6 protein-coding genes are annotated in these 9246 nt (G+C 62.9%); all 6 read left to right on the forward strand.

What is annotated here, in order from left to right; all coding sequences use genetic code 11:
* Window positions 1-258: 258 nt before the first annotated feature.
* Window positions 259-1245: a complex I NDUFA9 subunit family protein gene (locus A3764_RS21255; protein ID WP_067921823.1), complete on the forward strand. Its 987-nt coding sequence runs from the start codon at window positions 259-261 to the stop codon at window positions 1243-1245.
* On the forward strand, window positions 1245-2057 hold the full coding sequence (locus A3764_RS21260) for an undecaprenyl-diphosphate phosphatase (protein WP_067921368.1): 813 nt from the start codon (window positions 1245-1247) through the stop codon (window positions 2055-2057). The genes A3764_RS21255 and A3764_RS21260 overlap by 1 nt, the downstream gene beginning before the upstream one ends.
* Before the next feature lie 156 nt (window positions 2058-2213).
* On the forward strand, window positions 2214-3647 hold the full coding sequence (locus tag A3764_RS21265) for an NAD(P)-dependent oxidoreductase (protein WP_067921366.1): 1434 nt from the start codon (window positions 2214-2216) through the stop codon (window positions 3645-3647).
* A gap of 11 nt (window positions 3648-3658) precedes the next feature.
* Window positions 3659-4099 carry a GFA family protein gene (locus A3764_RS21270; RefSeq protein WP_067921364.1) on the forward strand — a complete coding sequence of 147 codons (441 nt, stop codon included), beginning with the start codon at window positions 3659-3661 and terminating at the stop codon, window positions 4097-4099.
* Complete coding sequence (locus A3764_RS21275; RefSeq protein WP_082850946.1) at window positions 4096-4827, forward strand: hypothetical protein; 732 nt, start codon at window positions 4096-4098, stop codon at window positions 4825-4827. The genes A3764_RS21270 and A3764_RS21275 overlap by 4 nt, the downstream gene beginning before the upstream one ends.
* Window positions 4824-9246, forward strand: a 4423-nt coding sequence (gene gltB / locus A3764_RS21280; protein WP_067952074.1) for a glutamate synthase large subunit, incomplete at its 3' end; no start/stop codon positions are given. The genes A3764_RS21275 and gltB, both read left to right, overlap by 4 nt.

Genomic DNA, 9246 nt, shown 5'->3' on the forward strand with positions numbered 1-9246 from the left:
AACCTCCACACCGTTGCCAGTACTAGCACCTGAAGCTAGCGCGTCTACCATTCCGCCACCTGGGCAGGTGTCGTGAGGGCGGGATTTAGGGATGTCTGGCCGGGCTGTCAATCGCATATTGTGGCGATATGGGCAAAAGCGGCAGATCTTTGCGGGCATGACCGACCGTCGCGCTGCGCAGGGGTACAATTCGCCTTGTCCGGCGGGGGGCGCGGGGGTACATCGGTCCCGAACGCAAGCATGCGCAGGAGGCTTTCGATGTCCAAGCTCGTGACGATCTACGGCGGTTCGGGGTTCGTCGGGCGATATATCGCGCGCCGTATGGCAAAGGCGGGGTGGCGTGTGCGGGTGGCCGTGAGGCGCCCGAACGAAGCGCTGTTCGTGCGGACCTATGGTGTCGTGGGGCAGGTCGAGCCGATCCTGTGCAATATCCGGGACGATGCCTCCGTCAGGGCTGCGATGCAGGGTGCGGACGCGGCGGTCAACTGTGTCGGCATCCTTACCGAAAGCGGCAAGAACGGGTTCGATGCGGTTCAGTCCGAAGGCGCTGAACGCGTGGCGCGGATCGCGGCGGAAGAGGGTGTCGCCCGGCTGGTCCAGATCTCTGCCATCGGGGCCGATATGGACGCGGAAAGCGATTACGCACGAACAAAGGCGGAAGGCGAGGCCGGTGTCCTGCGCCATATGCCGCAGGCTGTCATTCTGCGCCCCTCCATCATTTTCGGGCCGGAAGACGCGTTCTTCAACCGCTTTGCGGGGATGACCCGGATCAGCCCGGCGATCCCGCTGGTGGGGGCCAAAACACGGTTTCAGCCGGTTTATGTGGACGATGTGGCACAGGCTGCCGAAGCTGCCGTGACCGGCCGCGCCGCGCCCGGCATTTACGAGCTGGGCGGACCCGATGTGGATAGCTTCAAGGGGCTCATGCAGCGGATGCTGAAGATCGTGAACCGGAAGCGGTTGGTTCTGGGAATGCCGATGTGGATGGGCCGCCTGATGGCCTTCTCCTTCGATATGCTGCAGGCGGTCACATTCGGGTTGTTTTCCAACACGATGCTCACCCGGGATCAGGTCAAGAACCTGTCACGCGACAATGTCGTTGCCGAGGACGCGAAAGGGTTTGCCGATCTGGGCATTGAACCCACCGCGATAACCGCCGTGCTGCCGGAGTACCTCTGGCGCTTCCGGCCGTCGGGCCAGTATGACGCCATCAAGGATTCGGCGCGTAACCTGCGCCGCGGTTGATGGAAGCTTCCACGACGATCGTAGCCGCCTTTCTGGGTCTGCTGGAGGGTTTGACGGAGTTCATCCCGGTGTCCTCCACCGGGCATCTGCTGTTGGCGGGCCATTTCCTCGGCTTCGAAAGCGCGGGCAAGACGTTTGAGGTCGTGATCCAGCTGGGCGCGGTGCTGGCGATCCTGACAGTCTATTCCGCGCGGCTCTGGGCCGTGTTTCGCGATGCGCCGCATGATCCTACGGCGCGGCGGTTCATTCTTTCGGTACTTATCGCGTTCATGCCGGCGGTTGTCGTCGGCGTATTGGCGCATGATTTCATTAAGGAAGTCCTGTTCGAGACACCGATGCTGATCGCGGTGATGCTGGTGCTCGGCGGTATCGTGTTGCTATTCGTCGATCGGGTCGCGCCCCCGCCGCGGCATGAGGACGCGATGCGCCTGCCGCTGCTGATGGCGCTGAAAATCGGGGTCATCCAGTGCCTCGCGATGATACCGGGCGTATCCCGTTCGGGCGCGACCATCGTGGGGGCGCTCATGCTCGGGGCGAGCAAGCGGGCGGCGGCGGAGTTCTCGTTCTTTCTGTCGATGCCCACCATGGCCGGGGCGTTCGCCTATGACTTCTATAAGAACCGTGATGTCATCGATGCCTCTGCCATGGGGGAGATCGCGGTTGGATTTGTCATGGCCTTCATCGCGGCAGTGCTGGTGGTGCGCTGGCTGCTCGATTTCGTCAGCAAGCATGGATACCGGCCTTTCGGCTGGTGGCGAATCATCGTCGGGAGCGTTGCGCTCGTCGCTCTGATGGTCGGAGGTGAGGTATGAGGTTAGGTATTAGGTCCGATACGGGCCCATATTTCGGCCTTTATGCGGCTAGCGCGGGTGTTCCCGCGGGTGAAAATAGCATATAGGTCAGCATAGCTGACTTTATTTCCTTTTCCGTCTGCTTTATTGGGGTACGGCAGACCGGAGGAGGATGATATGGCTGAGCAACCCATGCTGACGTTCACGCGCGTGCCGCGGGACATGCCCGAAAAACGTCCACCCGATTTGCGCCGGACGGATTTTCGGGAAATCTACGCCGAATATGCCGACGCGAAGGCGCAGGAGCAGTCCAGCCGCTGCAGTCAATGTGGCGTGCCTTATTGCCAATCCCACTGCCCGCTGCAGAACAACATTCCCGACTGGCTTCGCCTCACGGCAGAGGGCCGTTTGCGGGAAGCCTATGATGTCAGTCAGGCGACGAACACCTTTCCGGAAATCTGTGGTCGCATCTGTCCGCAGGATCGCCTCTGCGAAGGGAACTGCGTGATCGAGCAATCGGGTCACGGTACTGTCACGATCGGTTCGGTGGAAAAGTACATCACCGATACCGCGTGGGAAGAAGGCTGGGTCACGCCGCCTTCGCCTTCGCGGGAGCGGGAGGAAAGCGTCGGTATCATCGGTGCGGGCCCCGGGGGTCTCGCCGCGGCGGATATGCTGCGCCGTGCAGGCGTACAGGTCACGATCTACGACCGCTATGACCGCGCGGGCGGTTTGCTGACCTACGGCATCCCCGGCTTCAAGCTGGAAAAGGACGTGGTGATGCGCCGCAATCGCCAGCTCGAAGAGGGCGGGGTCACTTTCCGGCTGAACTGCGACGTGGGCCGTGACATCTCCTTCGACGAAATCCGCGACGCCCATGATGCCGTGATCATCGCGACCGGTGTCTACAAAACACGTGAAATTCAGGCCCCCGGTGTCGGCGGGCTGGGCGTAGAGCGGGCCATTGATTTTCTGACCGCGAGCAACCGTAAGAGCTTCGGTGACGCGGTGGAGGCGTTCGATAGCGGGCGGCTCGATGCAAAGGGCAAGCGGGTCGTCGTCATCGGCGGTGGCGACACCGCCATGGATTGCGTCCGCACGAGCATCCGGCAGGGCGCCGAAAGCGTGAAATGCCTCTACCGCCGCGACCGGACCAATATGCCCGGCAGCCAGCGCGAGGTTGCGAACGCCGAAGAAGAAGGCGTGGTCTTTGAATGGCTGACCGCGCCCAAGGGTTTTTCCGGCGATCCCGTCAGCGGTGTCATGGCGCAGCGGATGCGGCTGGGTCAGCCAGACGCCACCGGGCGGCAGGCCCCTGAACTGGTCGACGGGTCCGACTATACCGAGGAAGCGGACCTTGTGATCATGGCGCTTGGGTTCGAGCCGGAGGACCTGCCGACGCTCTGGGACGTGCCGGACCTGCCGGTAAATCGCTGGGGCACGATCAAGGCGGATTACATCACCGGGGCGACCGCGCTGGATGGTGTCTATGCCGTGGGCGATATCGTACGGGGCGCCAGCCTCGTTGTCTGGGCGATCAAGGACGGGCGTGACTGCGCTGCCGCGATCCTCGACCGGTTCGGCGGCCTGACAGCCGTCGCAGCGGAATAGGTGGCTGGCCCGTGTCCGCGGCGGAACATCATGAAGGCCATTGCCTCTGCGGGGCCGTCACCGTCAAGGTGAATGGCCCGCTGGGCGATATCTCGGCCTGTCATTGCGAGATGTGCACGCGGTGGAGCGGTTCCGTCCAAATGGGCGCGGAAGTCGACCGGGACCGGGTGGAAATAGCGGGCCCTGTGGGCACCTACCAGTCTTCCGAATTCGCGGAACGCGCATGGTGCCAAGCCTGCGGTTCCGCCGTCTGGTTCAAGGATACCGTCGGCGAGAATGAACATGTTTTTGAACTGGCTCCCGGCCTTTTCGACGGCTTCGGCGGGGCCCGCTTGGAGCGCGTGGTTTATTGCGACAGTGCTGCGGGCGGTGTGCGCCTTGCGGGCGATCTGGACCGGATGACCAAGGCCGAATACGAGGCGCAATTCCCATTCGTGGAAGACAGCGCATGACCCGCCCTTGCGCCCTCACCCGTGTGGCCTGCTGTTTCGCGCTCGCCCTGCCTTTGGGAAACCAGGTCGCGGCCCAGCAATCCCGATTGTTTTCGCCGCCCGAGGGCTGCGAAGCCTTTCTGACCGTGCAGCAGAAGGCATGCATCGTGTCGCATCACTGGACCTGCAAGGCGGATCCCGCCGGGGTGCAGTGGCATGCCGAAAGCGATGAAATGGGACCCTACTATGTGGGCCAGACGGACGGCGAAACCCAGTGGTTGCAGTCCTTCAACCTTGCGCAGGGGCGCACGACGACGCTGGAGCAACCCGCCGCGGATCCCGCCAACCTGACCACTTTGCTGGACAGCGGGATCGACACCTATGATTTCATCCTCCTGTCACCGGAAGGAAATTCGCGCGTATTCGGTTATGACCGGATTATCGACGAAAGGGTGGAGATCGACGGCGAGCCGCTTGCCATGACTGAATTCCACGTGACCGAAACGGATACGGACGGCGAAGTGACATATGAGGCGAAGGGGCATGAATATGTCTCTCGTCGGCACAGGCGTTTCTTTGCCGGGACAGGCCAGGTCCTGCAGGGTGCCGGTGGCGCCTTCGACTATGACAGTACCCCGGTCGATTTCATCTACCCGGGTGAACCGGGTTTTCTGGCCCGTAAACCTATTTACGGCTGCTTCGAACAGAAGGCCGCCGCCCCCCTCTTGCAGAAGGATGTTGCACAATGATCCATGATGAACTCTGGGCCGAGGCCGAGGCTGCAAAGCGTGCGCATCTGGCCGAAAACGGGATGTATTCCGAAGCGGACGAACATTCGTCCTGCGGAGTTGGCCTCGTGGTGAATGTCGACGGGTCCAAATCCCGCGAGGTGGTGCTGAACGGTATTCGCGCTCTCAAGGCGATCTGGCATCGCGGTGCGGTGGATGCCGACGGCAAGACAGGCGACGGTGCGGGCATCCACGTCCAGATCCCGGTGCCCTTCTTCTACGATCAGGTGCGCCGTACCGGACACAACCCACGGCAGGACGAGATGATCGCCGTGGGGCAGGTGTTTCTGCCGCGCACGAACTTCGCCGCGCAGGAAACCTGCCGGACTATCGTGGAAACCGAAGTCCTGCGGATGGGCTATTACATCTATGGCTGGCGCCATGTGCCGGTGAACATTTCCGTGCTGGGGGAAAAGGCCAACGCCACCCGGCCAGAGATCGAGCAGATCCTGATTTCCAACGCCAAGGGCGTGGACGAGGAAACCTTCGAACGTGAACTCTATGTCATCCGTCGCCGGATCGAAAAGGCCGCCATCGCGGCGCAGGTCCCGCAGATGTACATCGCGTCGATGTCCTGCCGCAGCATCATCTACAAGGGCATGATGCTGGCACAGGACGTGGCCGAATTTTACCCGGACCTGATGGATGACCGCTTCGTTTCGGCCTTTGCCATCTACCACCAGCGTTATTCGACGAACACCTTTCCGCAGTGGTGGCTCGCGCAGCCGTTCCGCATGCTCGCCCATAACGGAGAGATCAATACCCTGAAGGGCAACCTCAATTGGATGCGCAGCCATGAGATCCGCATGGCCTCGGGCGCATTCGGTGACATGGCCGGGGATATCAAGCCTATCGTGGCAGCCGGATCGTCCGATTCCGCTGCTCTGGACGCAGTGTTCGAGGTGCTGGTCCGCGCGGGCCGCTCGGCCCCGATGGCCAAGACAATGCTGGTGCCGGAAAGCTGGTCCAAGCAGGCGGTGGAATTGCCGCAGTCGTGGCGCGATATGTACAGCTACTGCAACTCCGTCATGGAGCCGTGGGACGGCCCCGCCGCACTTGCGATGACCGATGGCCGCTGGGTTTGCGCAGGCCTTGACCGCAACGGGTTGCGCCCGATGCGCTATGTCGTGACGTCAGACGGGATGCTCATCGCCGGGTCCGAGGCGGGGATGGTCCCGCTGGACGAGGCACGTGTGGTGCGCAAGGGCGCACTGGGCCCGGGGCAGTTGATCTCTGTCGATATGGCCGAGGGTCGGCTCTACGACGATGAGGAGATCAAGAACAAGCTGGCTGCGGGTCAGCCCTTTGGCGAATGGGTCGGCAAGATCAACGAGTTGGATTCGGCGCTGGCCGATGTCACCGAGGCGCCGCTTTTCACCGGAAACGAGTTGCGGCGCCGTCAGGTGGCGGCGGGCTACAGCGTCGAGGACCTTGAACAGATCCTTGCGCCCATGGCCGAGGACGCCAAGGAGGCGCTCGCCAGCATGGGCGACGATACCCCCTCCGCTGTGCTCAGCGCGCAGTATCGTCCGCTCAGCCATTTCTTCCGGCAGAACTTCAGCCAGGTTACCAACCCGCCCATCGACTCGCTGCGCGAATACCGGGTGATGAGCCTGAAGACCCGGTTCGGAAACCTCAAGAACGTGCTGGACGAAGACAGCAGCCAGACCGAGATCATCGTGCTGGACAGCCCCTTTGTCGGCAATGCGCAGTTCGAGGAACTGACCAGCCATTTCAACGCCACAGTGGTGACCATCGACTGCACGTTCGAGCCGGGCCCCGGCAACCTGAACGCGGGGCTGTCCCGCATAAGGGCAGAGGCAGAAGATGCCGTGCGATCGGGCGCCGGGCATCTTGTGCTGACGGATCAGGCCAGCGGTGAGGGCCGGGTGGCGATGCCGATGATCCTTGCCACAAGTGCCGTGCACAGCCACCTCACACGCAACGGGCTGCGTACCTTCACCTCGCTCAACGTCCGGTCTGCCGAATGCGTGGATGCGCATTATTTCGCGGTCCTCATCGGCTGTGGCGCCACCATCGTGAACGCCTATCTGGCCGAGGATTCACTTGCCGACAGGATCGAGCGCGGGCTGCTGGACATGACCCTGACGGAAGCGGTGGCGCGGTACCGCACCGCCATCGATCAGGGCCTTCTGAAGATCATGGCCAAGATGGGCATTTCTGTCGTGTCCTCCTACCGGGGTGGGCTCAACTTCGAAGCCGTGGGCCTGAGCCGCGCCATGGTGGCGGAATATTTCCCCGGCATGATCAGCCGGATCAGCGGCATCGGCGTACTGGGCATCCAGCGCAAGGCCGAGGAAGTGCACAGCCGTGGCTGGATGGGCGACGGCGTCGTCATGCCCATCGGGGGCTTTTACAAGGCCCGCGCCAGTGGTGAACGCCACGCGTGGGAAGCGTCGAGCATGCATATGCTGCAGGAGGCCTGCAATCGCGCCTCCTACGCGATGTGGAAGCAGTACAGCGCCAAGATGCAGAGCAATCCGCCCATTCATCTACGCGACCTGCTGGATATCAAGCCGCTGGGCACGCCCATCGGTCTTGAAGAGGTCGAAAGCATCACCTCCATCCGCAAGCGTTTCGTGACGCCGGGGATGAGTCTGGGCGCGCTGTCGCCCGAAGCGCACAAGACGCTGAACGTGGCGATGAACCGCATCGGCGCGAAGTCCGACAGCGGCGAGGGCGGCGAGGATCCGGCGCATTTCGTGCCGGAGCCGAACGGCGACAATCCCTCCGCCAAGATCAAGCAGGTCGCTTCGGGGCGTTTCGGGGTGACGGCGGAATACCTCAACCAGTGCGAAGAACTGGAGATCAAGGTGGCCCAGGGCGCGAAGCCCGGCGAGGGCGGGCAGCTGCCCGGCATGAAGGTGACCAAGCTGATCGCGCGGCTGCGTCACTCGACCCCCGGCGTGACCCTCATCAGCCCGCCGCCGCATCATGACATCTATTCGATCGAGGACCTCGCGCAGCTGATCTACGACCTTAAGCAGATCAACCCGCGCTGCAAAGTGACGGTCAAGCTCGTGGCTTCTTCGGGCGTGGGGACCATCGCGGCGGGTGTGGCCAAGGCCAAGGCGGATATCATCCTGATCTCCGGCCATAACGGCGGCACCGGCGCCTCGCCCGCGACCTCGATCAAATACGCAGGCCTTCCGTGGGAAATGGGCCTGACCGAGGCGCATCAGGTTCTGAGCATGAACAAGCTGCGCGACCGGGTCACCCTGCGGACCGATGGCGGCTTGCGGACCGGACGCGATATCGTGATGGCAGCGATGCTGGGGGCCGAAGAATTCGGCATCGGCACTGCCGCGCTGATCGCGATGGGCTGCATCATGGTGCGCCAGTGCCAGTCCAACACCTGCCCCGTGGGCGTCTGCACGCAGGACGAAGCCCTGCGCGGCAAGTTCACCGGCAATGCGGACAAGGTCGTGAACCTGATCGGCTTCTACGCGCAGGAAGTGCGCGAGATTCTGGCCAGCATCGGGGCACGCAGCATCGATGACGTGATCGGCCGCGCCGACCTGTTGACGCAGGTCAGCCGTGGCTCGGCCCATCTGGACGATCTCGACCTGAACCCGCTGCTCATCACCGTCGATGGCGCGGATCAGATCGTCTACGACCGCGACAAGCCGCGGAATGCCGTGCTCGACACGCTGGACGAACAGATCGTGCGGGATGCCGCGCGGTTTCTGCAGGACGGCGAGAAGATGCAGCTTTCCTACGCCGTGCAGAACACGCACCGCACGGTCGGCACGCGGGTGTCGAGCCATATCGTCAAGCGTTTCGGCATGCGCGACAACGGCTTGCAGCCCGATCACCTCACTGTGCGCCTGACCGGTTCCGCCGGCCAATCGCTGGGGGCCTTCGCGGCGCCGGGGCTCAAGCTGGAGGTGTCGGGTGATGCCAACGATTACGTCGGCAAGGGCCTTTCGGGCGGCACCATCGTGGTACGCCCGCCGATGGCAAGCACGATCGTCGCCTCCGAAAATACGATCATCGGCAATACCGTGCTCTATGGCGCGACTGCGGGCTATCTCTTTGCCGCCGGTCGCGCGGGTGAGCGTTTCGCGGTGCGTAACTCGGGCGCGCGGGTCGTGATCGAAGGCTGCGGCAGCAATGGTTGTGAATACATGACTGGCGGTGTTGCGGTGATCCTTGGCGATATCGGTGCGAACTTCGCTGCCGGTATGACCGGCGGCATGGCCTACCTCTACGATCCGGAAGGACAGGCCCAGGCGCTGATGAACGTCGAAACGATCGTTACATGCCCGGTCACCGTGGATCACTGGACATCCGAGCTGAAGGAACTGCTGGAGCGGCATCTGAAGGAAACCGGAAGCCGCCGGGCGGGTGACATCCTGC

This window comes from Sulfitobacter sp. HI0129 (assembly GCF_001635395.1).
Classification (GTDB): domain Bacteria; phylum Pseudomonadota; class Alphaproteobacteria; order Rhodobacterales; family Rhodobacteraceae; genus Sulfitobacter.

Excerpts from the sequence above, each read along its gene's own strand:
- A3764_RS21255 (WP_067921823.1), top strand. The coding sequence starts at position 259 with ATGTCCAAGCTCGTGACGATCTACGGCGGTTCGGGGTTCGTCGGGCGA.
- A3764_RS21275 (WP_082850946.1), top strand. The coding sequence starts at position 4,096 with ATGACCCGCCCTTGCGCCCTCACCCGTGTGGCCTGCTGTTTCGCGCTC.
- A3764_RS21260 (WP_067921368.1), top strand. The coding sequence starts at position 1,245 with ATGGAAGCTTCCACGACGATCGTAGCCGCCTTTCTGGGTCTGCTGGAG.
- A3764_RS21265 (WP_067921366.1), top strand. The coding sequence starts at position 2,214 with ATGGCTGAGCAACCCATGCTGACGTTCACGCGCGTGCCGCGGGACATG.